The sequence below is a fragment of the Exiguobacterium sp. LL15 genome, from assembly GCF_024436095.1.
GTDB classification, from domain to species: Bacteria; Bacillota; Bacilli; order Exiguobacteriales; family Exiguobacteriaceae; genus Exiguobacterium_A; species Exiguobacterium_A indicum.
Genome location: NZ_JANFNX010000001.1, coordinates 156,780 through 182,826 on the forward strand (window position 1 = coordinate 156,780; position 26,047 = coordinate 182,826).

A 26,047-nucleotide genomic window follows, 5' to 3' on the forward strand; every position below is an offset into this window, starting at 1 on the left:
TGAACCTAATGAGAAGCTAGGTTCACCGCATATTTAGTTTAAACAGAAACGCACATCATTAACGTTTTGAAACTTTGATGATGATTGGAACTGGATTACTAAATCCTTCGAAGTTTGCATAGAGGACAACTACGTGATCATAGTCATCTCGTTTAAGCGTCAAGTTATTTCCTTGAATCGTTACGAGATCCGGATGAGAGCTACTCCATCCAGTGATTTTACGTTCTCCGATACCTAATAAGCCAATACCGCCATATTTCTCTGGTAGTGTGACGGTATCTTGATTCCCAGTGAGACCATTGAGGACCGGTTTCAGAACGTCTCCAAGTAAGTCAAGTAACCCACCGAGTAGACCGCCATTAGGGCGTTGAATAGCAAGATTCAACGTTTCTGACGTCCCTCCAGATGTTGCTGTCAGCGTGAATGGCGTTGAACTAGAGTCGTTCAAGATGGCACCTGTGCTACTTAATAATGATGGTGCGCTCGACGTCCAAGTAACCGCTGAGCCATTCAATGAAGTCGGAAGGTTGAGGTTGTAACCGACGTTCAGCGTACCGACGCTCGACTTGATTTTAGCGATATCATTTTTAAACGATAATCCCAGATTAGCTGCGACTGTTCCTGCGAACGTTTTCGTTTTTGTGATACCACCTTTTGTGACGCTTGCTTTGAGCGTGAAGTTTTGTAAGTTCAATGCACCTTTCACGACACCGTCGTTCGAGATGACGTCCGGATTGTTTGAAGTCCATTGAACTGCAATTCCTTTCGAACTGCTTGGTAAATTGACGTTACCCGTTAAATTCAATAGATTCAGATTGATTGCATTCAGCGCAGCATCTAGCTCTGCTGAAAGACTGAGTGGCACAAGAATATTCGTAAACGTCCGTGATTTCGTGATGCCGTCTTTAGAGACGGTAACCGTCACAGAAATCGTTTTATCGACATCTGGTGGAGTCAGAATACCTGAGTTCGATAAAATATTTGGGTCTGACGCACTGATTGATAAGTTTACACCAGCTGGTGGTGTGAGCGACAAGTTCGTTGTCAACGGACTGCTAATTGTCAAACCAGACAGGTAAAGATCAAGTAATTCATCTGTCGTTGCATCTTGTTTTGGAACCGTTAAGTTCCAGAAATCACGTGATTTCGTGATACCGTCTTTTGTGACCGAGACGACGATCGAGACGGTTTGATCCGTCATACCGCGTGTGACGACACCTGTGTCTGAGATGACGCTAGGTCTAGTTGATGTGATGGAAACCGTAGCACCCGGAAGTGCTGGAAGAACGATATTTTTCGTCACTGGACTCTTGATATCGAGTTTATCGAGATAATCTTGCAACAGGCTATCTGTCGCATTGTCGACTTTCGGGACGAGGATGTTCGGGAAGCTCTTCGTTTTCGTCAAGCTGCCTTTCGTCGCGCGTAACGTCAAGTCGACTTGTTTATCTTCCATTCCGCGTTTGACGATTCCGCTGCTTGAGACAACGGCTTCATTCGACGAAATCAGCGAGAACGAGATTCCTTCAGCCGTTGGTAATGTGATATTCGTTTTGAGTGGATTGGCGATTGTGAAGTTCTGAAGCGTGAAGTCGATCAACTCTTCATCCGATAAATCTTTTCGTGGAACGAGGATGTTCGAGAACGATTTGCTTTCCGTCACACCGCCGAATGTCGCCTTGATCGCAAAATTGACGGTTTGATCGGTCGCGCCACGCGTGACTTTTCCGCTGCTAGAGACAGCTGAGTTGTCTGAATCGACCGCGAACGAGACACCATCGACTTCTGGGAACTCGATGTCACTTAATAGGGGGTTCGAGACGTTGATGACGAGAAGTAACTTTTGAAGCAGTTCCCGTTTTTGTTCATCCGTTGGTTCCGTGATCGGTTTTTTGATCGTAATCGTGACGGATTTCGTCTTTTTCGAACCCGACAGGATGTAGACCGTGTAGTCTCCTGGTGCGAGTTCCTGACTTGTCACGTAGTAGTGACCTTTTTTGTCGAGCTTGAGATACATCTTCGTGCTCTCACCTGTCTTTTTATCCGTAATGACGAGGTAGCTCTTCATACCTTTTGCTTCATAAAGAATTTTGCCGGTTGCCCGAATCTTTTTCCCGTACGAGACGAGATAGTACTTCTGCATCGACTGGACGACATCGGATACTTTCAGCTTGGCAGCCCCGTAGATTTCGAGGTTGCGTCCGACTGTCGAATACGTCAGATTTTTCGTACCGAATGAAGCTGTTGAGACCTTACTCCATTTGAGCGGATACGAGTAGCGTTGTCCACCCTCGAAAATCGTTGAAAGACGTGTCGGCAAGTTCGCTGGTTGATTCTTTCCGACGGTCATGACATTCGGAGCAAGTACCTTCGCTGGATAGTTTTTGACTTTGACATACCAATACGCATTTTTTGATGTACCGTAGACATCTCCCTTGATCTTTTGTTTCTTTCCGATGTACTTCTTATCAAAGCTGACCTTACTCCATTTGACGGATCGATACGCATACTTCCCGTTCGAGAGCTTGACCTTGACGGATTTTGGATACGTCAATTTCTTCTTGGCATACTTCACGCCACCGTAGTGAACGAGATACTTCGGTGAGTAGACGGTCTTGACGCTACTCGAAGAAGCGGCAGAAGCACCCAATGGGGTCAACCCATAGGACAGAATGAGAAGAAGACTCAGAACAATTGCCAACCCTTTTTTCATCAATACAACCTCCTCTAAATCAATAGACTAAAGTGTGCATGGATGAACGTGCATCTCAGGTGTATAAAATAAAATTACCCTTTTATTATGGAAAATATGTAATATTTTTAACATAATTATATTAAATGGTATTTATTAGGCATCTAATATAGGTCAATTGACCTGAATCATTGGTATAGGTTAGTTTAAAACATGTAATTAATATTCAACAATTTAAGGAACATATACTCATAAAGTTTCAACGAATAGTAATTTTGGTCTAATTTTCAAATATATTACATACTTGTTTCTTTTATTTTCAAAAAGTACTAAATTCAGTCGTCCAGTGTATGAATTGAGTATTATTTTGAAATAAAGGTCATGAAAAAACGATAAAAATTGAATAAAAATGTAAAAATAAAAACTAAAAAGGAAAAATAGATAGAAAAAACCATTAAATCCATTATAATGAGATGAGGTATGAATGATGTATTCATGAAATGAATAGAAGAAAGAGGATGATCGAATGAAACGCATGACAACAACGGTACTTGCAGCAATGATCGCAGGCGCGACAGTATGTGCTGGAAGTGCATCGGCTGCTACGAAAGAGGAAACGAAGTATACGACGCAGTACACGAACTTAAAGACCGGTATGACGATGACGGAAGTAGCAAAAGTCTTATACGGTAAAGATTACAAAAAACAACTGGTGAAGAAGAGTGGCAGTACGGTCTTGAAGAAACAAGCCGAGTCGACGGAAATCTCGTACGGTCAAAAAACGAAGTTCTACTACTTCACGAATGGCAAGAACGGAGATAGCGATACGTCACTCGTCTTTATGACGAAAAAGAACAGTTCGGTCTATCGGTTGACTGGAAAATCGTTTGATATTTATCGTGAAAATACAAAATCTGCCGCACGTGAAAGCACACGTAAGCTGGCAAAGGGCGCAAAGGTTAAAGAAGGAATGACAGCGAAGCAACTCGATGCGATTCTTTCTGGAACAGGACTTGGGGAGTGGACAGGAATCGAGGCGACGGATTGGTCGTCGATTCAATCGAAAGCGGAACTCGCTGCGATCGGTGCAGAGAAGTCATCCTATAAGACGTATGTTTTCCCGACTTCGACGGGTGGACGGAAGATGGTCCTCATGAGTTACGACTACAAGAAAAAAACGTATCGCGTCGCTGATCATACGTCGCTATGAATACATACAGGAGTCCATCTAGCAAAAGATGGACTCCTGTTGTCTAAGCAGGTCAGAAACTGATGCAATTGAGCAGATGAAACTACTTGGCTGAAGGAGGAATTCCCATGCAACACGACGAGTACTTGCACGAATATCTCATCTCACATCCGACGTTCGCAAAACCGACGATCAAAGCCTACCGTAGTGACGTCCGGCATATGGAACGTGCCGGTGTCTCGTGGTCGATCGCATCGCTCCAGCACTACTTCGATCAGATGCGTCTGAGCTATCAGCCGTCGACGATCCTGCGGCGATTCCATGCCTTGCGCTCACTCGGGAATGTGCTTGTCCGAGCTGGGAGGTTGCAACGGAATCCACTGCATGACGTGTCACCGATTACCCACCAACGTTTTCCCGACGAGACTTACCATGATTTACAAGAAGGGCTGTCGATCGTCCGCAGCATCGAAGACCCGATGTACCGTTTATTTTTCGAAGTGATTTGCCAGACCGGTCTCCGCTTCACTGAGGCACGCCTGTTATCCGTTACAGACATCGATTTCGAGACGCATACACTGTTCGTCCGTTACGGCAAGGGGCGTCGCCTGCGGACGATTCCGATCGGGATGATGCTGTCGCACCGTCTCCTGCATTTCCTCGGTGAACGCAAAGAGGGCATTCTGTTTCAGTCCGTGACCGGACGCTATCTGCATGAACAGACGGCACGTGTGATTCTTCGGGACACCGCCCTGCGCTTGAGCGGCGCACCACTCCGCCCGCATGCGCTCCGGATCGCATATGCGACCTATCTGCATCATGAAGGAGGTTGTACGATCGTTGAGATTCAGCTCTTACTCGGTCATGCGCATCCGACGACGACCGTCGGCTATATCCGGAGTCGTACGAACCGAATCCGGGAGATCCTCAATACGTTGTCGGCTTGAGTCGGTTGACCGAGGCACGGTCGATATCGCTGGAAGGAAGGATATAGTGTTGGGTCGTCCGGACGTCCCGGTGACCGAGTAGACGCATGATCGTCAATACGTCCGTCTCATGTTCGTGGTAGAGCGTGGTTGCAAAGGTCACCCGAAGATCGTGCGGACGGAGAATCCGACCGAGCTGCGTTAGACTCGCTTCGCGTAACGTCGACCGAATCCGTTCTGCCGGGAAGCGACGACCCGTCTCCGTTGAAAACAATTCCTGCGAAGGGACGCATGTTGTCTCAAGATAACGCAATAAGACGCGATGCAATTCGTCATGTAACGGCAGGTGACGCATACGTCCTCCTTTTCCGTGACGAACGAATAGTTGCTTGGTGTCCCAATCGATATCCGTCAGGCGTAAAGCATGTGCTTCGGCGAAACGAAGTCCCGTATGGAGCAGTAAGAAACAGAACGCGTAGATGGTCTCGTCCGTAATCCGTTCGAGGACGGACCGGACCTCATCATACGAAAAGCGGGGGCGTCGACGGGCAATCGGGGGATGACGTTTCGTTTGCGCGAGGGGATTGTGTGCTAAGGCGCGTTCAGTAACGAGTTGGTCGAACAGTGTCGACAGGGCGTGGAGACGACGGGCGACAGTCGTCGAAGCATATGACGTTCGCAGTAAGGTACCGTACCGTTGCAACGAAGGAACATCGATTCGGGTCACGTTGCGACACAGATGACGAACGTCGCTGCGGTAAGCTTTTTTCGTCAATGGACTGTAGGGTCCTTGTTCGATCAACGTTAATAATCGTTCTTCATAGAACGCCATCATCCGAGCAAATACTCGACTTTCTTACGGAGTTCGGATTTCAAGGACCGGAGCCGGGCGTGCGAGTACCCGAGCGTCTCTTCCGTCCCGTTCATCAAGGACTCGAGAAACGTGAACTCCGTCGCTGATAAGTCTCGCTTGAGTTCATTCATCAGGTAGGTGAACGACAGATGTGGGGTACGCGGGCGTTCCGGTAACGCGTCGGAGACGACTTCGGTCGCAAGCGTCCGGTTACGGGTCGCCAGGTAATCGAGCATCGCGCCTTTCGCGCGAATCCGAACGAAGGTGACGGTCAACGTCTTCCCGTCCTCGATCGATTTCCAAAGTCGGAGCAAGGCGGCTTGCCGGCATTCATCCTGTTCATTTGGGTGGATCGACAGGCGGGAGAGCAGGGAGTTAATCAGGGGGAGCCAATTGCGAAGAAGTTCATTCATCGGAGGGAGTCCTTTGACGAGATATGCATATCTGCTATGTATTCCGCGGTAGTTTCAGTATAAGTAGAGTTATCCGATACAGTAGTCTGATTTCATGCGGTTTTTTTCGATTAAAAAAGAGGATTTTTTCTGTATTTAAGGGTGAACGCATCGTAAAAGATGAGAAAACCGTTGGCACGATTCAAAAAAGTGACGTTGAAAGCCGAGGATAACTCTACTTATCCTCGAACGTGTTCGAAAAAAGATTTATTTTTGGAAAAAGAAGGCAAATATTGAGAATTTCATTATACTTATGAATAAGACACTACTAAAAAGGAGAAACTACATATGAAAAAATTGATCGTCGGTCTTGCTGCGACCGTATTGTATTCTGCAACGTCGATCCATTCGTCGGCAGAAGTCAAAATTCCGTTCGTCACGTCACTCACTCCGTCATCCGCTTTTCAAGTCGTACCGAATGAGTCACGCGTCTGGCGGTGGGGGACTTATGAAGCACCACGACTCTTCGATTTCGAGCAAGCGCGTGACTTACAGGTACTATCGACTGAAGAAGGAGCACCGATACAAGACTTCACGGTCTCGGACGATCAACAACGATTCGTCTTTGTGAAGGATCAAGTGCTTGAGGTACGTGACGCGACAGGGAACGTGCTGCGCGTCATCGATCAGATCAAGACACCTGCAGGAACGCTCCAGTCGTTCACTCGTGCTCGTTTCTTCCCAGACTCACATCTACTTGCTGTGAGTGCGAAACAAGAGGGGGTCGAGCACACAGCCGTTTACGATTTAGATACAACAACCGTTCGTTTTGTCCAAGAGACGACAGGAGCAAAAGCGATTCGGACGTCGACTGCTTATTTAGCGATCATCCGTGAGACAAGCGTTGACGTCTACGAGAAAGACGGAACGCTCGCGAAACGTCTCACGCATCCATCCGGCTACGCCGCCTATGAGATGGGACGCGAGGGCACACTCGTACTCGCGAAGGCGAATGACCGCCGTCTATATGTCTATGATGGAGCACATCAATTCAAGGAAAGTACCTCCTCGCAGTTCATCACGGGGATGACCGGAACGTATAAAGATATCGCGGTCGACGAAAGTGGGAAGTTCATCGGTGCCTTGTATACGGGACGGGACGGTTACTTCGCCTTGTTTGAGAAAAACGGTCACCGGATCGAGACATCGCTGGATCGGGATGATTCCGTCAGTTACTCGTCGGTGCTCGGCATGACGAAAGGAGCCCGCTACCTTATCGCGAATGCCGATGGTGGTGAGCGGACGAACATGTACGATGGTCGCCTGCTCGTCGAGCGACCGGTCGCGCTTTCGATCCCGTCTTCCTTCAAGGAAGTGAAGGTCGGATCACCTGAGCCGCTTCTTCTCAATGTCACGCAAGCAGACGGCAAGAAAAAACAAGTCACGGCAAAAGTGAAGTGGGTCTCGGATCAACCAACGATCGCGAGCGTCTCGTCCGGAAAACTGTACGGGAAAAAAGCAGGAGCCTACATGTTACGAGCATCCTACGGAGGCTACACTGCGACACTCAAAGGAAAAGTCAGCCCGTTACCGAAGCTCTCGACTGTCTCCGACAGCAGTTGGTTGAAACGTCAAAAGCAGGCGATGCAAGAGAAGCAAGGGTTTGAAGGATCACCACGCGTCGGAGCTAGTTATGTCTCGTGGACAGGTACGTCCGGTAGCCTCGTTCAAACAGGAGAAAAGGTTCTCAACGGAAAGTGGAAAGGTCGTCATTTTGTAGCCCGTTATCCGCGCTTCGGCAGTCAAATCGATCGGATCGATCTCGTCACGCTCGCACCAGCGCTTGAGAAACGGACGCTGACGAAAGCAGAAGTCAGCGCCGTGTTCGGGAAACCAACGTTCAAGGAAACGTATGCGACGTCCTACTCGCAACGCGTCGTCGAAGGCAAAACGACGCGCGCGACGTACGCGATTCGCAGCGTCTACGAATATCGGATCGGACAAGTGACGTGCCAGTTCGCCTTTGACGCGAAAGGAACAGCACGGTTGATTCATGTAAATTAAACAGATGGATGGATTTGGAAAAATGAAGGAGTTGTGTTAGGGTAACGGTAATCCACGACAAAGGAGGAACATCGAATGAAATGGATGAAAGGATGTATGGCACTACTACTAGTGCTTGTATTACTTGTTCCAATGACGGTTGATGCGAAAACGATGTCGAATGCCGCGTACTTGAAAAAACAATTCGCAGCAGCAGAAAAAGGAACCTTGCTTGAGGCAAAGGCGAAGCTGTATGATCGTTTCACGATTAAAGGAAAGGACGCCAGCTATGGGGTCGATCAGACCGATTGTTGTGTCTTCGGGAAGTTGAAAGGAACGTATCTGTATTCCGATTTTCGGTTTAGTACGAAGTACCCGGAGCATGTCGGAGTCTTGATGACGTTACCGCAGCTCAACGACCGTAAAATCAAGCTGAGTGAGGTCAAACAGGCGCTCGGGAAACCGAGTCAACACGAAACGCTACAAAAGGATGAAGTCCCAGCAAAGATGAGCTTTCAAATTAAAAAAGAAGAATATCTCCGATTCGACCAAAAGGGTACGTACTATTACAACGTAAGTAAAAAAGCCTTACTGTGGTTTGACTACGATACCAAAGGCTATGTCCGCGCATTTGGTGTTTCAGCGACGGATCGATGAAGGAGAGTACGTAATATAGAACACGTCACAGTCTACTGGATGCCATCTATCGATGGTGTCTGGTAGCTTTTTTTGTAGTGAACGAGGTGAAAATAGGCTTATTTCTTGAAGGAATAGTTTCTTAAATAATTAATATGGTTAGCTTTATAAAGTTGTGAAAGAATGGTATATTTTTGAATAATCTATCAGTTATATAAACAAGGATGGTGCAAATTTTGAAAAAGAATATGATGAGGTATACGGTGATTGCAATCATCGTACTGTTTGTTGCTGCCATAGCCATTCGTTACATGTATCCGTATAGCGCTCTCAGCATCAACAAAAATGTTGAAGTGGATCCGGATCAAACAACGAGTCGTTATCACAACAACCTTAAAAAGTTGTCTTCACATGTTCCGACTCTGTCGGAAGATGAAGAATACAATGAAAAGATAAGGGCGCAGGTGGAGAACGTCCTCGCCTCTTCCACACTACAAGAGAAAGATATGCGTAAAGCGGACGTACTACAATTATTGAATGACATGAATGGTTTAGTGAAAAGCATAGGGCATCACGTCAGATATCAACCGGAGTACTTTAATGAAAAGCAGCGATCCTATTTGATTGCATTCAAAAATCATCTTCAAGTGAACTCCTATAATACGAATCAAATCATCGAAGACTCCTTTTCAAGCAACGATGAAATCGTCACTTCGATCCATGAGTTGTACAAAGGGATGAATCAAGACATCGAAGCCTTGTTACAGCTGAGTTGAATCGTTTTTACGTAAAAGAAAAGCATCTGCGTCCATTTTAATGATGGATACAAATGCTTTTATTTTTATCGGTGTGAAACTAGAAGATCCTACCTTGTGCTGCAGAATACACGACGAAAGGATATAACTACGTAACTCCACATCATCGTACAGTTTAGTGACATATAGTATATAAAACTTAATATTAATGAACGAGATGTAATGTTGTCACTGCTTGTTCTGATTGTAGAATCAAGTTATTTGTCTGATCATCTAACAAAACAGGAACGTCATTTGATTGCTTTTCTTGCTGGGTCAACTCTTGATTGATTAACTTATAAAGTATGGCAACTAGCTTGATATTTGTGTCGACTAGCATTTTTTCTTCTTGCGTATATGAAGCATAATCCGTATTACGCGCTACTAAAGTTTCAAATTCGTATACTTGCTTGCGATAAATTTTGTGAATCATATTTAGATGAATTTCCATTTTAGTCGCCAGTACGTCTAGTCGTATTAAAAAATCGATTGATTTTCTAATGGATCTATTAATTTCATTCACTTCTCGTTTAATTTCCAAAGCTTTTTCTAAATTTGAGTTATTTTTTAACTCTTTAAATATAGAGCCCATTGCTAAAAATTGGCCTATAAAGGGAATCACCAATATAGCTATAAAATATTGATGAATCTCTATTTGAAATGTTTTGAACTTTTGGAAATCATAAAAAGTGAGTTTAGGTAAAGTAAAAGATTCATTCGCTTTTTGTTCAAACTCTGGTCGGTTTTTAAGTTGTTCAAATGCGTTTGAAAACCGTTGAAAACTTTTAAAAATTTTAACCTCGAGTTTTTCAAGTTTTTCTATTTGTTCTGCCGTTTCTTTTTTGACATGAACCAGATTACTTTTACACCTATTATATTCATCCTCAGAGTTTTGAACGATTTGCTGAGGTGCTTTAAGTTGCTGTACCTTTTGTTTAATACTTTTTGATTCTGATTTGAGTTTTTTGGTTATGAACGAAAATGGCATGTTATATACAGCTCCTTCTATTTAAAGCACTATTAAAACGTATGCATCATACGCCTAACTTTATATGACAGGATGATTTGATTTTATGAAGAAATCATAATTTAAATTGAAGCGTGCTAGTAGAGTCGTTCATAAAATCTGTTAATCCATCGATTGTCCCGTCGTAAGAAAGATGAATGTTATATTTTTGAACAATATCTGTTAGCGTTCGGTTGATTTCTAAATCGGAATGCGCGGCAGTTAGTTGTAGTGCAATTTCGTGCGTCATTTCAACTCGTTTCGAAAGATGATGGAAATCTATTTTTTCAAGTGTCGCTACATACTCAAGTAAGTCCGTATTGATTTTTTTGAAGTTTTCTAATTTGTAATCCATTGAAGACTTTGATTGATTTAGCCAATCCATGATCTTTTTTACATTTTTCGAATGTTCAATGTAGTAAATCAAGCTGACACTTACTAAACCTGTGACGCTAGCACCGACGAAGGTCGTTAATACATCACCGACAATCGGAATGTTGAGTGCAGGAATCTTTCGCATAGCTTCCACAACAACTGTTCCTAAGACCACAGAAGCACCGGTAGAAATGAGGATAGCGACAGACTTCATGACTTCACCAGGTGGTAAGTTTTGCGGGTTAAGTATTAATATTTTCAAAGCTTCCACAATAGTAGAGAAACTTTCACGAATGATCTTGACTGTATTTTTGGCAGTTGTAACGAATATATTGATCAAGGTAGTTGCTAACGACGATAAAATTCCTGATAATAGACCATCTTTAAATCCATGAATAATTTCTTTATATTTTTGACTGATACGTTTAAAGGCGCTCTTTACGATATGTGCTGTTTCTTTAAAAAATAATTGTAAATCAAATGAAGCGCGTATTTTTTTGATAAAAGGTGGTAATTCTGCTTTTACGATCATTACAACCTCACCTAAAATCACACCCAGTGCCTGACGTAATCCCATCTTAATACCAAGTGCATAACTGGATTGAATCGTGTCATTTAAAAATTTAGTACTCGTGTAATATTTACTCTCCAACTGCTTGTCATAGTTATCCCGTGCTGTTTTCTCTGCAGCTGCCATCCTTTTCGCATCAACGGATTCCAACTGAGTAAGTTTGTTTAATTCCTTTTTCTCCCGATCATCGAGTGTAGTCTGATTGGAAAGTTCGTTTATTCGTTCTTGTCTTTCTGGTCTCATTTGATCGAGTGAATCAGTGAATTGTTCCGTTGTCTTCGCGCCTTTCGAACGATTGATTGAACGATTCGTATGCTTGAGGTTCAACGATTGATTGGCAAGTTCAACACCATCTGCATCAGCTAAAATTCGACCAGCATCTCCTTGAATTTCTTTCGCAGAAATGACATGGTCTAAATCAATCTTTTCATTTTGAGGAATTCTTTTTCCTGTATAGGCATCCTGTAAAATCCCTTGTTCTTTTTTAACAGCACCTTCTCTGTTGCGATTGATGTAGTTTTTGTGACTGTGGTATTTAGCAGATGTTGATTTATCATAGCTACTCTGGGTTTCGTAATCATACTGATTGTTCTTATTGGCATACCCTTCGAATTGAGAATCACCCTTTTGAATAGCTCTTACGTTATGAATAGTATCGACATCTCCGCCATGACGATCTTTTACGAACAGAAGATCTAATCCAAATGAAGTAATTAAACTTCTAATAATGACCTCTTGATATTGATCTAACAGACTCCTTACCGGTGATTTTTCTAAAGTATCTGCAGGTGTATTAGTCTTTAAATTTTGAATAATACCGTACGTTTCAATTGTATTCATATAACACCTCATTCTATTTTTGATATGGGAAAGTATAGAACGAATCATTTTTATCATTTGTAGCTTCTGGATTCAGCTAAATCAAAGAAGGAGGTAAGTATCCGGTGTTCAATTCGGAAACTTATCTCCTTTAATAACAACTATTCAAGCTATTCTTTCATGTAATTTAAAATCAAAAATTAAGATAAAAAGAAAGCATCTAACTCTTCGTGATTGTGAAGGATATTGGAAGAGGGGACGTTTAACTCTTCAGCTAATTCAATTGAAGCTGCTGCGATAGATGCTGAGTTTGCTTCCATATCAAAGGCAGCGTCAATTAGAGAATGATAACGTGAAAAAGTAGCGTTAATCTTTTCGATCAATTGGCGATACGCTGAATCCATTTGCCGTAGAAGAGAATCCGAATAAGCGTCTAACACTTTTTTCAAAGCCTCTTCGCGCTGGCCAAGCTTTCCTTTTGCGAATTTCCAAATAAAATCAGTAGCAACCGTTCCAATAACAGCACCTAAAAGTGGTATCGGAATTAGCGTCTGTCCTAATGCAGCACCAATTGCTGTAACACCTGCTTCAAAACAAATAATTTGTCCCTCAGTTAAAACTTCATCAGCTTCGATTTCTCCAGCGTAGTATTGCTTAAATAAAGAAGTCATACCAAACGCAGCACTTGTGACTGCTCCTGCAAAAGGTGCCGAAAGGGCAGTGGTGTTTGTAAGAGTATAGATTGATCCAGCAGTTATTCCAGCGCGAAGACCGTTCTTTCCAGCATCCAAACCGAGTTCTTTCCAATCTTCCGAATTAAGATGGGAGAGCGCTTTTCCTTCTTTTTTCTTGCTATATAGTCCTTTAAATAATGATAAAGAAGCTGTTACAGTAGCAGCGCTACCGGCGACCTTTAATCCTTCTCCAACAGAAGGACCGCGCATAGCATTTGTAGCTTTTGTTTTTTCTTTCGCTTTACGATCAATTTCTTTTTTAATCTCGTGGTTTTGATCGACTATATCATCTTGATGATTAGTCACTGTTTCAAATACTTTACCAAGTTGTACCTCATCATAATTTGAAATCGAGGGATGGCACATGTCAGAGAAAGAACGACCTGATAGAGCTTCTAACTTATTAACTTTATTTAAAATTGATTGTGCGGACTTTGCTGAAAGTGATTCTGGTACAATACCATTTCGTATCTGTTCAATTAAAGCAAATTGATCTTTAGGAATCATGTAATCAATAGAAGAGTCCTGGTATGTTTGAAGATGCTTAGCAACATGACTCAACGTATTTCCTGTTCCATTAATGAATTTTGATTGGATTTTGACACCATTTAGTATGAAATCTTCTGGTGCCGTTCGTCCTACACCATCGAATGTAGCATCCGCATTTAATCCAAGTAGTGTATTTTTTGCATTCCTTACATTTACTTCAAGGTGCTCTGCAACCTCTCCATGCTTTGTTCGAAGCGTACCTAAAATGTTTTGTGGAGAAGATAGAAACTGACGCATTTTGGATAAATGAATTAATGCATTTTCAAAATTAATATCTTGTTGTGATTGAGATTTAAGTTGATCTTTAATGATTTGATCAATTTGATTATTGAGATATGACTGTTTGAATGCATTGAATCCGTCTACACCAGAAGCAATAAATTGATCTTTGATTGTTTGGTCCATGGTTTATCCGATCGCTTTCATGAATAAGGCAGATAGGCTATGAGCATTATTAACAATTGCAAGTAACTTATTCTTTTGATCAGATGTGAACGAAGTATAAGATGTAATGTCTTGTGCGCCGCGAGTAAATTGATGGAACATCATATAAAGTTCATTTGCTAGTCGTTTTGTTGCGCCATCTAGCTCTATGATTTCACGAGTAATTGCCTGTAATTTTTTCTTCTCTGCTGTAATCTTTATTCGTTCTGAATCTGCTTTAATTGCAGCCTCCTTATTTTTCTTACTTGCAAAAATACCTCCGGTAATCAGTGTGGCTGCTCCAATAGTCCAACCGATAGGACCTGCCAAAGCTAATAAAGCACTGCCACCTGCCATACCACTTCCACCAATAGTAAGGGCACCTCCACCTAGCCATGCAAGAGCAGCATTTGTTGCTGCAACACCACTAAGACCTGAAATGGCTGCTCCAGTAGACGCTGTACCAAACGTAGTGGCGATCGCCATAGCAGCCGTTGGCGCGAATGCTGCTGTCGCTACACCTGCGGCTACACCGGCAGCAGTACCTCCACCAGCAATTTTGAGCATAGTTTTCTCGTCATATTCAATTTCACTGAGTACTTTAAAACTGGAAAGGTTAACTTTGATTTCCTCTAATTCTTTTTCAAATTCTTTTGGTGTATTTGCAAGACTGTTAACATATTGCTCAATACTATCGATGACAACGACTGAATTGTTTCGTGTTTCATGAAGTTTAATCGCTTCGGTTGTTGTTTCTTTACCAGCAAATTCATAATCAGCTACTTCATTTTCTAATTTGCGAATTGCATCTTTTTTTAATGTTGTATTTAACATGTTCATCCTCCTAACAATATATGCTAATTCTATAAAAATAAGTATTTAATTTCCTGTATTTTTACCTTAAAAAGTAAATGATTTTTCGATAATCTGTAAATACGAAATATTTTTTATAGGGTTAAAGATAAATTACAGCTAAACATAGTGAATATTCAGTTGAAATTAAAAAAAGAATAAATGATTTGATGATCAAAGTTATATTATTTTTATTTTGTGAAATATTCTTAAATCAATTTATTGGTAATTATATTGATTATTTAAAACAATAGTTAATTAAAAAAGATATTTTTTAGTGTTTAATTTTAATTATTATCGTGTAAACGATTCCATGATACGCTAGGGAACAGAAAAACCTGTTCAGAAAGAAGGAATTCCTATGCATATTCTTGTCATCGATGATGAGGCGAGCATCCGGCATCTCGTCAAACTACAACTTGAGCTCGATGGTCAGACGGTCGAGACGGCAGCGGACGGGGCAACGGCACTCGCATTGCAAGAGACGCAGACGTTTGATTTGATCGTCCTCGATTTGATGCTCCCGGATACGACCGGCTTCGATTTGATTCCCAAGCTGCGGAAGACGACACCTGATTTACCGATCTTGATGCTGACAGCACGTGATCAAATGAATGATAAGATCATCGGTCTGCAGCTCGGAGCGGATGATTATATGACGAAACCGTTTAATGGAACAGAGCTCGTCTTACGTGTGAAAAATTTATTGAAACGTGTAAAGACGGTCGCACCACCCATGCCTGTCGTGACGGATCCTTTCTTATCGGTTGATCCGGAAGAACGCGTCATTCGTCTCGATGGTCAACCGTTGCCGCTGACGTACCGAGAGTATGCGTTGCTCGCACTCTTCCTGACCCATCCGAAACGGGTCTTCGAGCGTGACGAACTGCTCGAACAGGTCTGGGGCTTTGACTTCTCCGGTCAGACCCGTGCCGTCGATATCATGGTCCAGCGTTTACGGAAGAAACTCGGAGCGCAAGGGGAGCGGATCAAGACGATTTACGGTGTCGGCTACAAATGGGTCGACGCATGAAGCTACGTCAAGTCATCACGGAAAACTTCGTTTTGCTCCTCGTTCCGGCACTACTCGTTCTCTTCTTGATTCTTTATGCCTTCATCCAATCGAACCTCTATGAGAACGCCGTCGAGTCTGTCCAAAAACTGAGTCGGGAAGCAGAACTCTATACGACGAACTATCTCGCGAGCGAAGAGACGGACTCGCTCGCCGATACGGCTGTCCCAATCGCTTCATACTTAGCAGACCGGTTTGACGCGCGCGTCCAACTGTTCGGACCGAATGCGGAACTACTCGCCGATTCGGAGCGCGATCAATTACCGCTTCTCGCAGGGGACATTGATCAAGCCTTAAAAGGAAAATCGAGTTATCTGTTCCTCAAAGAGACCGATGTTCCTGTGCTATTCTTCTCGAGCCCGCTGTATGGTGAGACAGACGTCATCGGTTCAGTCCGCTTTCTCGTCGATCTCCGGACGGAAGCGGAACTGCTTCGACAATTTACCTATGTCTTCACCGGTGTGTTTCTGATGTTGATTGTGATTGCCGTTTGGACAGCGCGGCGGATGGCGAAGACGTTAATTGGACCAATCGACGATTTACGTAGCGTCTCGCATGCCTTGACGAAGGGGCATTATGCAAACGCACTTCCAGCCTATCCATACGAAGAACTGAATCGACTGGCAGCGGACTTTTCGACGCTTGCTGACGCGATTCAGCACAACATCGGACAACTGGAACAACAACGAAACGACCAACAGACGTTCATTGATCACATCACCCATGAACTTCGAACACCGATGACGGCGATCATGGGCTATGTCGAGTTAATTCCGAAGCTGCCGCCAGACGAAGCAGCGCACTGTTACCACTACATCGAGATCGAGAGCCAGCGCTTATTGCGACTCGTCTCACACAATCTTGAACAGGCGAAACAACAACGCAACGAACGCCACGCGACGTCGACGATGTTCGCACTCGATGCCTTGCTCGCAGATGCCTTATTCATCATGCAACTTCGACTTGACGGACAAGGGATTCAAGTCGAACAAGATGTTCCTTCTATTTACGTGCTCGGACAACCGGATCAGACGAAGCAAGTCTTGTTAAATCTTCTCGAGAATGCCGTCAAGTACAGTGACGCGATGTCGGTGACGTTCGCAGCAGTCAGTACGGACACGAGCTTACAACTTCTCATGACAGATGACGGAATTGGTATGGATCCAGCTGTCCTTACCGAATGGAAGGAGGAGCAACATAGTCTGACGACGGCGAGCGGGAATGGACTCGGTCTACCGCTTTGTCGGCGTTTGATGCAGGAACAAGGCGGCGATTTTGCACTGGAAAGTGATGCGAGTGGCACACGTATCACACTCACCTTCCGATTAGCCGACCAAACATGATGTAATCGCTTACAAATGATACATTTACGAAACATTTCGACCGGATTTACGAAACAATTGCCCCGTAATCTAAGAATCAAGCAAGGAGAGGAATCATGAAAGCATCGACCATCGCCTATCTCTTCCTGATGGGGGTCTTGTTTGCCCTCGGTCTTCTTTTGCTTCAGCAGACGGTCTTCGGACGCTTACATGTCCTCGATGGACCAAAACGACTGAATGCTTCCGATGACTCGCTGCCGACGGAGTTGACATTACGTCACCGGGCATGGGGGGAGCAGACGGTAGAAGACGGAACGGAAGTCCAGCGCATCACGACGCTATTGAAGCAAATGAAGACGGTGACAAACGGGACCTGTCCGGCGGGTACGGCGACGTTTACCGGAACGCTTCGTTTCTTAAACGGAACGACGTGGACGTTCTCGCTCGGGGAAAGCATGACACTGAATGGACAATGTGTCGCAAAACGTCCTAGCACCCAGACGACGACATTAAAAGCACGGTTCTTAAACGCCTACCACGAACCGGAACAGCTCGCGCGTCAGTTTGCTGAGGCGGAAGTCGTGACATGGTATGCAGCGGGACGGTCGCGTACTCTAACTGCACGCGAGCGTGAAGACGTCAAGCGTCGCCTGGCGCAAGCAGAGCCGATGACGGACTACGAAGAAGTCGGTCAGGCACTTGATGCGAGTCAGCGGCAGCCGCGCATTCTCAAGCTTCAACGGTTCAAGAATGAGCAGAATACGCGTGCCAATCTGCTGAATATCACCGTGTACGAGACATTGTTCAGCGTTCAGTACATGGATGATGACAATGGAAACACTTTCTATTTAAAAGGACAACTCCTGCCGACCGGGAAGGAGGCAGATCGATGAGAAAAGGAATGCTCTTCTTGCTGAGTATCATTTGTCTCATGAGCATTTGGATCGTCCGCAACAATGAACAGACGAAGCAGGGGACAGCTGCGCGGGAAACCGTTCCGCATTTGACGGCGTATGTCTCCGCGAAAGAGGATATCGGTCGCGCCTTGCTGTCGTCATATTGTGAGCAGGCGGGTTGTACGTATGAGTTCGTGCGTCTCTCGACGGAAGAACTCGTCCGGCGTGTGACGAAGGAAGCGGATCATCCGCGCGCCGACGTCATCATCGGCGGAACGTGGGATGCCCACCAGACGCTCAAACAACGCGGCTTGTCGACACCGTTCCCAAGCGACATGGATCAAGCAGAACTGCAGGATCCGGATCGCTACTGGATCGGCTATGAAGTCGAACGCTTAGCGATCGTCATTAATACAGACGTTTGGAACGAGCGGTTCGGGGCGGCACCGTATCCGAAGACGCTCGCTGACTTGACGGCAAAGCGGTATCAGGACGAGTTGATTTTGCCGGATCCGAACCATTCTGGTACCGGTGCGACGATCCTGCAAGCGGTCTTTGACGGATACGGAACGAAGGCGGAAGATGTCTTACGCCAGCTAATCGAGCGAACACGACTATTCACGGCGAACGGCTTTGCACCGACGTCGTATGTCGCCAGTGGGGAAGCGATGCTTGGGGTCAATTTCATCGGGGATCAACAATCGCTGCGCGAAAAGTATTATCCGGTCAAAAGCATTCCACTCGATACGTACTCGATCAACGCGATTTCAAAGCTGAAAGGACGGACGCAACAAAAGCAGGCGAACGCCTTCATGCGTTTCGTGCTCTCAGCAGACGGTCAGGCCATCTTGCGGAAAGTCTCGTTTGGTACGCCGACCTATGCGATCGCGAAGACACAACCGATCCAGCAAAACGTCGGACAGGATATCGTCGCCGACTATCGGGATTATCTCCGTCGATTCAATCAGCTCCAGGACAAATGATGCGAAGACTCTGATTCAGATAGGGGAAATGGAAGATGGGCTTCTTCAGCATCAAAAAATTGCCGAATGCCGGCATACCAATCGAAGTACAACGGAAACAATGGTTACAACAATTCTTAAAGGCATTTTTAGTCGTCTTCTTCTCATACATGGCGATGTACCTCATCCGGAACAACTTCAAGGCAGCGCAACCGCTCTTGAAAGAGGAACTCGGCTTTACGACGACGGAACTCGGATATATCGGCTTTGCCTTCTCGATTACATACGGAATCGGGAAAACGTTACTCGGTTATTTCGTTGACGGGAAAAACACGAAACGTGTCATCTCGTTCTTATTGATCTTATCTTCTTTAATTGTCACCGCGATGGGACTGTTGATGAGTGCCGGTGGAAGTCCAGTCGGTCTCTTGATGGTTCTTTGGGGGCTCAGTGGATTCTTCCAATCGGTCGGGGGACCATCGTCGTACTCGACGATTGCCCGCTGGACACCGTTTGAAAAACGTGGGCGTTACCTCGGTTTCTGGAACGTTTCGCACAACATCGGTGGAGCGATTGCCGGGGGTCTCGCCCTTTGGGGAGCGAACGTCTTCTTTAACGGCAGTGTCGTCGGGATGTTCATCTTCCCAGCTGCGATCGCGCTCGTCATCGGGATCGTCGGGCTGTTCATCGGGAAGGATGATCCGGAGGAACTCGGGTGGAACCGGAGTGAAGAAATCTTCGAGGAACCGATTGAACCGGAAAATATTGCTGCAGAAAGCATGACAAAATGGCAAATCTTCAAGACATACGTTATCTCGAACCCCTGGATTTGGACGCTCTGTATCGCGAACGTCTTCGTCTATATCGTCCGGATCGGGATTGATAACTGGGCACCACTCTACGTCACGGAACACTTGCACTTCAGCACGGAGAGTGCCGTCAATACAATCTTCTTCTTTGAAATCGGTGCGTTATGCGGCAGTATGATTTGGGGTTACGTGTCCGATTTACTCAAAGGACGCCGGGCGCTCGTTGCCGCGATCTGTCTTTTGCTGACGGCTGTCGCGGTCCTCGGTTATCGTTACGGTACGAGTGAACTCATGATTTATGCGTCATTGTTCGCACTCGGTGCGCTCATCTACGGCCCGCAGCTCTTGATCGGTGTCTCGGTCATCAGCTTTGCACCAAAACAAGCGACGACGGTCACGAACGGGATGGTCGGAACGTTCGGTTACTTGTTCGGTGATTCGATCGCAAAAGTCGGTCTCGCAAAAATCGCTGATCCGGAAACGAATGGTCTAACGATCGGTTCCGTTACGTTGCACGGTTGGAGTGACACGTTTGTCATCTTTAATGCTGCGTTATTGTTCGGTTTGATTGCCCTCGCCATTGTCGCCGTCGTCGAGGAGAAAAAGATTCGCCGCCTTGGACTGCTGGAACGCCAAGCGGACAAACTAAGTTCATGAATATGGACAGCCTCTTGATTAAAAAGGGGCTGTTTTTTGTTGCTCATATTTAAGGTCCAAAAACTTCGGATGACGTTCTTATATAAAAAAATATCTTTTGTGCATGTTTTGTCGCAGACAGGGAAGCACTAATACTATCGAAGTTGATCGTTGTGCCCGTTTGAAGAGAGGAGTTTTTGTATGTCTGAATTATCCGGTTTTCCGTCATCGTACTGGAAAGCATCATCTGTTGGTGTATCGTATCCACCCCTTGAGACAGACACAAAACATGATGTCGTCATCGTTGGAGCTGGCATTGCCGGTTTAGTCACCGCTTTGCAACTCGCAGAACGAGGGTATGACGTGGGTGTTATTGAAGCAGAAGAGGTGGCATCTGGTACGACTGGATATACGACGGCAAAGGTGTCGTCTCAACATGGTCTCATCTATGATCAATTGATCAAAAGTGTAGGAGAGGACAAAGCACGACTTTATTATCAAGCAAATGAAGAAGCTATTACGTTTCTTTGTCATCAAGTCGAACGTCTTGATCTAGCGTGTGAGCTTGAGACCCAAGATGCGTATCTGTATGTCTCTTCTTCAAAAGAGAATGCGATGGATCGTGAAATCAAAGCGTATGCTCGTCTGGAGATAAACGGTGGCGATGCGACAGATGAAGTACAGAAGAAGTTGCCGTACACCGTGAAGCGGGCGGTCGTTCTGCGCGATCAAGCACAGTTTCATCCCGTCAAGTACTTACAGGGCTTAGCAGAACATTTCGTCCGACAAGGTGGGACGCTGTATGAAAAGTCACGGGCGACGACGATTGAAAGTAATCGAACACCGACGATCGTCCTTGAGAATGGACATCGTATTGAAGCTAAGAAGGTCGTGATCGCAACCCATTTTCCGTTTCATGATTTCAAAGGATTATATTTTTCGAAGCTTGAAGTTCATCGATCGTACATCGTTTCAGGATTCGTCGACGATTCGTTTCCTGACGGTATGTTCATGAGTGCCGATCAACCAAGTCGTTCTTTACGACACACACGTACTTCGGACGGTCGTCGATTAGGACTGTTTGGTGGTGAAAATCATTTATCGGGTCACGAAACGGAAACGATGGCACGTTATCAGCACTTAGCTGATTTTGCGACGAACGCCTTTCAAGTGGAAACGTTCGACCGATTTTGGTCGGCGCAGGACTTAATTACATTGGATCACATCCCGTATGTCGGTCAAATGACAGCAGATGACCCGAACGTCTTTGTCGCAACCGGATTTGCAAAATGGGGCATGACGAATGGTATTGCGGCAGGACTGTTACTCAGTGATCTTTTAACTGGGACACCGAATCGGTTTCGACATCTGTTTGATCCGACGCGATCAAAACTTAAAGCAGTCGACGCGACCCAATTCATCAAGAATAACGCGGATGTCGCGATCGAACTCGTAAAAGGGAAAGTATCAAAAGCACATCGTGACGCAAAAGATCTTCAGCCTGACGAAGGAGGACTTGTGCGGCATCATGGAAAGACAGTCGGGGGATATCGTGATCCTGCCGGAAGGCTTCATCTCGTTTCAACGACGTGTACCCATATGGGATGTGATACGAAGTGGAATGCAGCCGAACGCTCATGGGACTGTCCGTGCCATGGTTCACGCTTTGCACACGACGGGGCAGTGATGGAAGGACCTGCTGTTAAACCGTTAAAAAAGAGGGAAGAGTAAACAATATGCTCGTTGAAGTTTCTGAGAGAGGCAGATCGGAAATAATAAAAGATGCTGAAATATGAAAAAGAAAACAGGCGACTGTCTGTCTTAACAGAGAATAGTTCGGAGAACGGGAAAAAGGAAGTGTGAATTATGCTGTATACGATGACTTCGACATTACCGGCACAACATGGGGGACGCACGAAGTCGCTCCTCAGTCGAATCGCAATGATCGAAAAACACCTTGGCTATGCGACAACGATCCTTACAACCAACTATGATGCAGCATACGATCGTATCGTACAAATCTTTAGAGAAAAGAACATTTTAAGCGAGACGACGCAAATCGAGAATATCTACGAATGGCTCTCCGGAAATCGATTATATGAAGCTACGACACCGCTTGTGACTTCCCGGGAAATCGAAGGATTACGAGCTGTGGAGGTAGACACAGACACAGTCCGGTACTATGACGGGAACACATATGTCTTATACCGGAAGTACCATGAAGCGAGTGATCAGCTGTCATTTGAAGATTTCATGAGTCCTGCATCGAAGAAAAAAGTCGAACGTTGGCAATATAACGATAACGGTCGATTGCATCGCAAGATTCGATACTCACCAAAAACGCATAAAAAAATTCATGAACAGTTCTATGATCAAGAAGGTCATATCTACTGCGAAAAACATTATGAGGAACAAAAACGGAATAAATTGATTTCGATTCAAACCTACCAACTTGGACGTCCTGTCCATACCTTTCAGACTGAAAAAGATTTATTTCTCTACTACTTCAATCATCGTTTGACGGATGGAGATATCGTCTTCAACGATGCGCGACTTCTCGACTGGTCATTGCTCAACTGTCAGATACGGACAAAAAATATTCTCGTGTTCCATAATTCTCATTTGGAATTAGATCAGCAACGAATCAAAAAATCTTACCAAACCGCTCTCGAAGGATCGGATCGTGTGGCAAAATATCTCGTCTTGACGACACATCAAAAAGACGAGATTCAAGCGCGTTTTCCGATACCGGATGATCAGTTCGCAGTCATTCCGCACTCGATCAAACCGGTCGAAATCGACCGGACGCATGTAGAGGATCAATTCTGTTTTATCGGACGCTTTGGAAAACAAAAGCAACTCGAGCACTTGCTCCGCAGTTACGCAATCTTCAAACGATCGGGACATCCGACGAAGCTTGCGCTGTATGGCGCGGATGAGGATGGACAACTAGCATTGATGAAGCAGATGATGTATTTACTGAATATCGAGGAAGATGTTCTCATTCACGACTTCACATCGACACCGGACCAAGTCTTCGCTGCGTCCCGTGCGTCGTTATTGACGAGTCGCTTTGAAGGATTCGGATTAACCGTCATGGAAAGCATTAATGTCGGCTGTCCTGTCATTGCTTACGACGTTCGGTACGGACCGCGTGAAATCATCGAAGATGGTCAAAATGGTTACCTCGTCCCTGAAGGAGACGTCACGGGATTCGCAGAAAAGATGGTCGAAATCGTCGAACGACCACTCCCACATGTGCGGACGAAACCTGGGTTATATGAAACACAAGGCATCGAAAATTACCGCAACCTGATGAACTGGCTGCATACTGAATGATCGAAGGAGCGAATGTCATGAAAAAACCAATCAAAAAAGCCATTATTCCAGCTGCGGGGCTCGGCACACGTTTTTTACCGGCAACAAAAGCCATGCCAAAAGAGATGTTACCGATTCTCGATAAACCGACGATCCAATACATCGTTGAAGAAGCCGCTACCGCAGGAATCGAAGATATCATCATCGTGACCGGGAAACACAAGCGTGCGATCGAGGATCATTTTGATCATCAATATGAACTAGAAGCCGCACTTCAGGCGTCGGGAAAAACGGAGTTACTTGAAAAGGTATGTGCTTCGACGAATCTGGCGAATATCTTTTATGTTCGTCAAAAAGAACAGAAAGGACTCGGTCATGCGATTTGGACGGCTCGTCAATTCATCGGCGACGAACCATTCGCCGTCTTGCTCGGTGATGATATCGTCGAATCGGAGACGCCGGCGATCCGGCAGTTGATGGACGCCTACGAAGAGACCGGTCAGTCCGTCATCGGTGTCCAAGAAGTCGAACCGAAAGAAACACATCGCTACGGAATCATCGATCCGCTCGATAAAGAGGGACGACTTTATCCGGTCCGCCGATTCGTCGAGAAACCGGAGTCCGGGACGGCGCCTTCGAATCTTGCCATCATGGGTCGATACGTCTTGACGGCGGATATCTTTGATTACTTGGAAAACCAGTCGGAAGGCGCTGGGGGCGAGATTCAATTGACCGATGCGATCGAACGGTTGAATGCGGACCAAGCGGTCTATGCGTTTGATTTCGAGGGGAACCGTCATGATGTCGGTGAGAAACTCGGTTTCGTCAAGACGACGATTGAATATGCGATGAAGGATCCTGAAATGCATGAAGAATTAAAAGCGTTCCTGAAACGATTCCAGTGAAGCAGACGTGTACGCCCGAGGGGGTGTACACGTTTTTTGATTAATTATAAACAGCAAAAACTCCACCTTATACGTCGGACGATGTGTCCTCTGTAAGGTGGAGTTCGCGTAAGCGTCGAACTCTTTATAGTAGATGACTTGCAATCCGAACGATGTTTCGTCCCGATCGTTTTGCTTGATAGAGTGCTTGATCCGATAGTTCCATCGAGTGCTGGACAGGGATGCCGCGTTTTCCGGAAGAGAGTCCGATTGATGTCGTGACGTGAATCGAAGAGCCGTCTAGCAAACGGAACGTATGCCGTTCGACTTCCTGACGGATCCGTTCAGCGATGGTAGTCGCTTGTTCTGCCGTCAAATCGGTCAGGAGCACGATGAATTCTTCGCCACCCATCCGGGCGACTAAATCTTCTGGGCGTGTATTGCGCTCTAAAATTTTTGCGAACTGTTCCAACACGGCATCACCATTAGAGTGACCATATTGGTCGTTCACTTGTTTGAACTGATCCAAATCAAGGATGATCAAGTGATAGGTCGAAGATTGACCGGCGAGTGTCTTGGCACGTAATTCCCATGCCCGCCGATTAGCAAGCCCCGTCAACGCATCATACTCCGCTAAATGTTGATAGACCTCGAGCTGTTTTCGGTGGCGTTGCTGCAGCGGCAACAGATAGAGGAATATCCCGTACATCAATAACGTGAGACTTACATGAAAGACGATCGTGGACAGCGTTCGATCCGGTAGGAAGAACAAAATGGCACTTCCGATCAGAAGATGCAGCATACCTAAGCGTAGAGCGAGATATGTCTTTCTTTGTAGGAGTGAGGAGAGAATCACGATGCCCACTACTGAAAGGAGCGCTTGCTCGATATCTGCCTTCATTCCTGTATTCATTAAAGTGATGAGCGCTATACTGAAGAACGCTCTTTTTTCTCGATGATAAGCCAGTATAACAAAAGGAATGACTTGCCAGATCAATGCATATGATAAAAATAAGACGTCGATGACCAACAAGTAACTGCCAAACCAGAGAATCAGGATGACAGTGCCTGCGATTTCACTATTTCTATTACGAATCAGTTGGTATGTGGCTAAAAGGAGATACGTCAGGGCGAATATCATGGACCCTTGAATCATCCAGTTTTGAATCATATATAAGACATCCAATCTATACAAATAGTTTTCTAAAATATATAATTAAAAACAAGTAGTGTCAAATACTGTATATCAGTATTTGACATAATAGATTTCTATCGAGACAAAAAGGACCATTTT

At 45.1% G+C, this 26,047-nt stretch carries 21 protein-coding genes; 13 read left to right on the forward strand and 8 right to left on the reverse strand.

What is annotated here, in order from left to right:
• Nucleotides 1–58: 58 nt before the first annotated feature.
• Nucleotides 59–2,713 (reverse strand): immunoglobulin-like domain-containing protein, encoded by a 2,655-nt coding sequence (locus NOM72_RS00775; RefSeq protein WP_255997347.1) that lies wholly within the window; start codon nucleotides 2,711–2,713, stop codon nucleotides 59–61.
• A 505-nt stretch (nucleotides 2,714–3,218) separates the two neighbouring features.
• Between NOM72_RS00775 and NOM72_RS00780 the strand changes: the two genes are divergently transcribed.
• Complete coding sequence (locus tag NOM72_RS00780; protein WP_255997349.1) at nucleotides 3,219–3,902, forward strand: hypothetical protein; 684 nt, start codon at nucleotides 3,219–3,221, stop codon at nucleotides 3,900–3,902.
• 107 nt (nucleotides 3,903–4,009) lie between these two features.
• On the forward strand, nucleotides 4,010–4,828 hold the full coding sequence (locus NOM72_RS00785) for a tyrosine-type recombinase/integrase (RefSeq protein WP_255997351.1): 819 nt from the start codon (nucleotides 4,010–4,012) through the stop codon (nucleotides 4,826–4,828).
• Here the strand turns inward: NOM72_RS00785 and NOM72_RS00790 are convergent.
• A complete protein-coding gene (locus NOM72_RS00790) occupies nucleotides 4,809–5,642 on the reverse strand; it encodes a tyrosine-type recombinase/integrase (RefSeq protein WP_255997353.1) in 834 nt (277 codons plus the stop codon). The two genes, NOM72_RS00785 and NOM72_RS00790, sit on opposite strands and share 20 nt — an antisense overlap.
• Nucleotides 5,639–6,073 (reverse strand): sigma factor, encoded by a 435-nt coding sequence (locus NOM72_RS00795; protein WP_023469451.1) that lies wholly within the window; start codon nucleotides 6,071–6,073, stop codon nucleotides 5,639–5,641. Before NOM72_RS00795 ends, NOM72_RS00790 begins: the two co-directional genes overlap by 4 nt.
• A 327-nt stretch (nucleotides 6,074–6,400) precedes the next feature.
• Here NOM72_RS00795 and NOM72_RS00800 point away from each other — a divergent pair, with 327 nt between their 5' ends.
• The 3 genes from NOM72_RS00800 (at nucleotide 6,401) to NOM72_RS00810 (ending at nucleotide 9,507) form a co-directional block, all read left to right on the forward strand.
• Nucleotides 6,401–8,116: a hypothetical protein gene (locus NOM72_RS00800; protein WP_255997355.1), complete on the forward strand. Its 1,716-nt coding sequence runs from the start codon at nucleotides 6,401–6,403 to the stop codon at nucleotides 8,114–8,116.
• 75 nt (nucleotides 8,117–8,191) lie between these two features.
• Complete coding sequence (locus NOM72_RS00805) at nucleotides 8,192–8,752, forward strand: hypothetical protein (protein ID WP_255997357.1); 561 nt, start codon at nucleotides 8,192–8,194, stop codon at nucleotides 8,750–8,752.
• A gap of 227 nt (nucleotides 8,753–8,979) precedes the next feature.
• Nucleotides 8,980–9,507 (forward strand): hypothetical protein, encoded by a 528-nt coding sequence (locus NOM72_RS00810; protein ID WP_255997359.1) that lies wholly within the window; start codon nucleotides 8,980–8,982, stop codon nucleotides 9,505–9,507.
• 184 nt (nucleotides 9,508–9,691) lie between these two features.
• Here the strand turns inward: NOM72_RS00810 and NOM72_RS00815 are convergent, their stop codons facing one another.
• The 4 genes from NOM72_RS00815 to NOM72_RS00830 all read right to left on the reverse strand — a co-directional run bounded on the left by NOM72_RS00815 (nucleotide 9,692) and on the right by NOM72_RS00830 (nucleotide 14,836).
• Nucleotides 9,692–10,513 (reverse strand): BAR domain-containing protein, encoded by an 822-nt coding sequence (locus NOM72_RS00815; RefSeq protein WP_255997361.1) that lies wholly within the window; start codon nucleotides 10,511–10,513, stop codon nucleotides 9,692–9,694.
• 94 nt (nucleotides 10,514–10,607) lie between these two features.
• A complete protein-coding gene (locus tag NOM72_RS00820; protein ID WP_255997363.1) occupies nucleotides 10,608–12,317 on the reverse strand; it encodes a hypothetical protein in 1,710 nt (569 codons plus the stop codon).
• Nucleotides 12,318–12,496: 179 nt separating this feature from the next.
• Entirely contained in the window at nucleotides 12,497–13,984 is a 1,488-nt protein-coding gene (locus NOM72_RS00825) for a hypothetical protein (protein ID WP_255997365.1), read from the reverse strand.
• A gap of 3 nt (nucleotides 13,985–13,987) precedes the next feature.
• Entirely contained in the window at nucleotides 13,988–14,836 is an 849-nt protein-coding gene (locus tag NOM72_RS00830; RefSeq protein WP_255997367.1) for a hypothetical protein, read from the reverse strand.
• A gap of 379 nt (nucleotides 14,837–15,215) precedes the next feature.
• Here NOM72_RS00830 and NOM72_RS00835 point away from each other — a divergent pair, with 379 nt between their 5' ends.
• From NOM72_RS00835 to galU, 8 genes are all read left to right on the forward strand, one after another.
• Nucleotides 15,216–15,887, forward strand: coding sequence for a response regulator transcription factor (locus NOM72_RS00835; protein WP_023469441.1), 672 nt, complete (start codon nucleotides 15,216–15,218; stop codon nucleotides 15,885–15,887).
• On the forward strand, nucleotides 15,872–17,269 hold the full coding sequence (locus tag NOM72_RS00840; RefSeq protein ID WP_058264574.1) for a HAMP domain-containing sensor histidine kinase: 1,398 nt from the start codon (nucleotides 15,872–15,874) through the stop codon (nucleotides 17,267–17,269). Before NOM72_RS00835 ends, NOM72_RS00840 begins: the two co-directional genes overlap by 16 nt.
• A 95-nt stretch (nucleotides 17,270–17,364) precedes the next feature.
• Nucleotides 17,365–18,141, forward strand: coding sequence for a DUF3919 family protein (locus NOM72_RS00845; protein WP_255997370.1), 777 nt, complete (start codon nucleotides 17,365–17,367; stop codon nucleotides 18,139–18,141).
• Entirely contained in the window at nucleotides 18,138–19,127 is a 990-nt protein-coding gene (locus tag NOM72_RS00850) for an ABC transporter substrate-binding protein (protein WP_055969177.1), read from the forward strand. The genes NOM72_RS00845 and NOM72_RS00850 overlap by 4 nt, the downstream gene beginning before the upstream one ends.
• A 35-nt stretch (nucleotides 19,128–19,162) precedes the next feature.
• Nucleotides 19,163–20,572 (forward strand): hexose-6-phosphate:phosphate antiporter, encoded by a 1,410-nt coding sequence (gene uhpT, locus NOM72_RS00855; protein WP_023469436.1) that lies wholly within the window; start codon nucleotides 19,163–19,165, stop codon nucleotides 20,570–20,572.
• 180 nt (nucleotides 20,573–20,752) lie between these two features.
• Nucleotides 20,753–22,282: an FAD-dependent oxidoreductase gene (locus NOM72_RS00860; protein WP_255997373.1), complete on the forward strand. Its 1,530-nt coding sequence runs from the start codon at nucleotides 20,753–20,755 to the stop codon at nucleotides 22,280–22,282.
• Nucleotides 22,283–22,417: 135 nt separating this feature from the next.
• The gene (locus NOM72_RS00865; RefSeq protein ID WP_370688643.1) at nucleotides 22,418–23,890 is read left to right on the forward strand and encodes a glycosyltransferase; all 1,473 of its coding nucleotides are present in this window, start codon (nucleotides 22,418–22,420) and stop codon (nucleotides 23,888–23,890) included.
• 17 nt (nucleotides 23,891–23,907) lie between these two features.
• Nucleotides 23,908–24,774 carry a UTP--glucose-1-phosphate uridylyltransferase GalU gene (galU, locus tag NOM72_RS00870; protein WP_255997377.1) on the forward strand — a complete coding sequence of 289 codons (867 nt, stop codon included), beginning with the start codon at nucleotides 23,908–23,910 and terminating at the stop codon, nucleotides 24,772–24,774.
• Nucleotides 24,775–24,898: 124 nt separating this feature from the next.
• Here the strand turns inward: galU and NOM72_RS00875 are convergent, their stop codons facing one another.
• Nucleotides 24,899–25,924: a GGDEF domain-containing protein gene (locus NOM72_RS00875; protein WP_255997379.1), complete on the reverse strand. Its 1,026-nt coding sequence runs from the start codon at nucleotides 25,922–25,924 to the stop codon at nucleotides 24,899–24,901.
• Nucleotides 25,925–26,047: the final 123 nt, after the last annotated feature.

Bases quoted from the DNA above. Each gene is read 5' to 3' on its own strand.
- NOM72_RS00780 (WP_255997349.1), top strand. From the start codon at position 3,219: ATGAAACGCATGACAACAACGGTACTTGCAGCAATGATCGCAGGCGCG.
- NOM72_RS00800 (WP_255997355.1), top strand. From the start codon at position 6,401: ATGAAAAAATTGATCGTCGGTCTTGCTGCGACCGTATTGTATTCTGCA.
- NOM72_RS00790 (WP_255997353.1), bottom strand. From the start codon at position 5,642: ATGATGGCGTTCTATGAAGAACGATTATTAACGTTGATCGAACAAGGA.
- NOM72_RS00815 (WP_255997361.1), bottom strand. From the start codon at position 10,513: ATGCCATTTTCGTTCATAACCAAAAAACTCAAATCAGAATCAAAAAGT.
- NOM72_RS00830 (WP_255997367.1), bottom strand. From the start codon at position 14,836: ATGTTAAATACAACATTAAAAAAAGATGCAATTCGCAAATTAGAAAAT.
- NOM72_RS00820 (WP_255997363.1), bottom strand. From the start codon at position 12,317: ATGAATACAATTGAAACGTACGGTATTATTCAAAATTTAAAGACTAAT.
- galU (WP_255997377.1), top strand. From the start codon at position 23,908: ATGAAAAAACCAATCAAAAAAGCCATTATTCCAGCTGCGGGGCTCGGC.
- uhpT (WP_023469436.1), top strand. From the start codon at position 19,163: ATGGGCTTCTTCAGCATCAAAAAATTGCCGAATGCCGGCATACCAATC.
- NOM72_RS00810 (WP_255997359.1), top strand. From the start codon at position 8,980: ATGATGAGGTATACGGTGATTGCAATCATCGTACTGTTTGTTGCTGCC.
- NOM72_RS00865 (WP_370688643.1), top strand. From the start codon at position 22,418: ATGCTGTATACGATGACTTCGACATTACCGGCACAACATGGGGGACGC.
- NOM72_RS00835 (WP_023469441.1), top strand. From the start codon at position 15,216: ATGCATATTCTTGTCATCGATGATGAGGCGAGCATCCGGCATCTCGTC.
- NOM72_RS00825 (WP_255997365.1), bottom strand. From the start codon at position 13,984: ATGGACCAAACAATCAAAGATCAATTTATTGCTTCTGGTGTAGACGGA.
- NOM72_RS00775 (WP_255997347.1), bottom strand. From the start codon at position 2,713: ATGAAAAAAGGGTTGGCAATTGTTCTGAGTCTTCTTCTCATTCTGTCC.
- NOM72_RS00845 (WP_255997370.1), top strand. From the start codon at position 17,365: ATGAAAGCATCGACCATCGCCTATCTCTTCCTGATGGGGGTCTTGTTT.
- NOM72_RS00875 (WP_255997379.1), bottom strand. From the start codon at position 25,924: ATGATTCAAAACTGGATGATTCAAGGGTCCATGATATTCGCCCTGACG.
- NOM72_RS00805 (WP_255997357.1), top strand. From the start codon at position 8,192: ATGAAATGGATGAAAGGATGTATGGCACTACTACTAGTGCTTGTATTA.
- NOM72_RS00795 (WP_023469451.1), bottom strand. From the start codon at position 6,073: ATGAATGAACTTCTTCGCAATTGGCTCCCCCTGATTAACTCCCTGCTC.
- NOM72_RS00785 (WP_255997351.1), top strand. From the start codon at position 4,010: ATGCAACACGACGAGTACTTGCACGAATATCTCATCTCACATCCGACG.
- NOM72_RS00860 (WP_255997373.1), top strand. From the start codon at position 20,753: ATGTCTGAATTATCCGGTTTTCCGTCATCGTACTGGAAAGCATCATCT.
- NOM72_RS00840 (WP_058264574.1), top strand. From the start codon at position 15,872: ATGGGTCGACGCATGAAGCTACGTCAAGTCATCACGGAAAACTTCGTT.
- NOM72_RS00850 (WP_055969177.1), top strand. From the start codon at position 18,138: ATGAGAAAAGGAATGCTCTTCTTGCTGAGTATCATTTGTCTCATGAGC.